Origin of the sequence: Herbiconiux daphne, assembly GCF_024979295.1 — a bacterium.
GTDB classification, from domain to species: domain Bacteria; phylum Actinomycetota; class Actinomycetes; order Actinomycetales; family Microbacteriaceae; genus Herbiconiux; species Herbiconiux daphnes.
This window is the reverse complement of record NZ_JANLCJ010000602.1, coordinates 1-583: the sequence shown is the minus strand read 5'-3', so window position 1 is coordinate 583 and position 583 is coordinate 1. Positions and strand designations below refer to the sequence as shown.

General features: G+C 42.0%; 1 protein-coding gene. It reads left to right on the top strand.

All coding sequences use genetic code 11. The features are described from left to right. On the top strand, window positions 1-387 hold a 387-nt coding region (locus tag N1032_RS26690), incomplete at its 5' end, for a hypothetical protein (protein ID WP_259543685.1). Between the last annotated feature and the right edge of the window lie 196 nt (window positions 388-583).

Below are 583 nucleotides of genomic sequence, written 5' to 3'. Positions count from 1 at the left end.
GTTGGTTGTGCTGTTCCTGCACATGCTGCTGATATGGCTAAGTATGATGGTAAGTATATTTGCGGTAATACTGGCTTGAGCGTTGTCCTAGCTCATAGTGACCAGCCTCAGCGCGTAGGTAAGTACATCGTGCGGGAACAGATGGTTAACGTTGTTGATGAAGGGCAGAATCTTTTATTTTCTGATTCTACTTTCGTTGCTGATTCTGTTCCTGATTCTGATATACAGCGTTATGGGATGAATTTTCTAAGTGACCCCAGCACCGCAAAGGGCTTAGTGATTTATCCTACAGCACAGAATGAAATAACTGTTTATCGTACAGTGTTAAATAAAAGGGGGCAGATAGTAGCAGGTTCTACCCAAATGGATTTAATCTGTTCTAAGTAACTACCCCTATAATATGTGGAAAAATTAAACAGCCTTTCACAGTGTATCAGAAACCCCCCGTAAAACGCTCTGTATCGCATTCTACGGGGTTTTGTTGTTAGGTAAGGGGATTTATCATCTTATCGATTTAAAGCGCTTAGAATGGCTCTGGTGAAGCCTGAGAGGGTGATTCTGTGATTCTGTAAGCTCTTGCTCA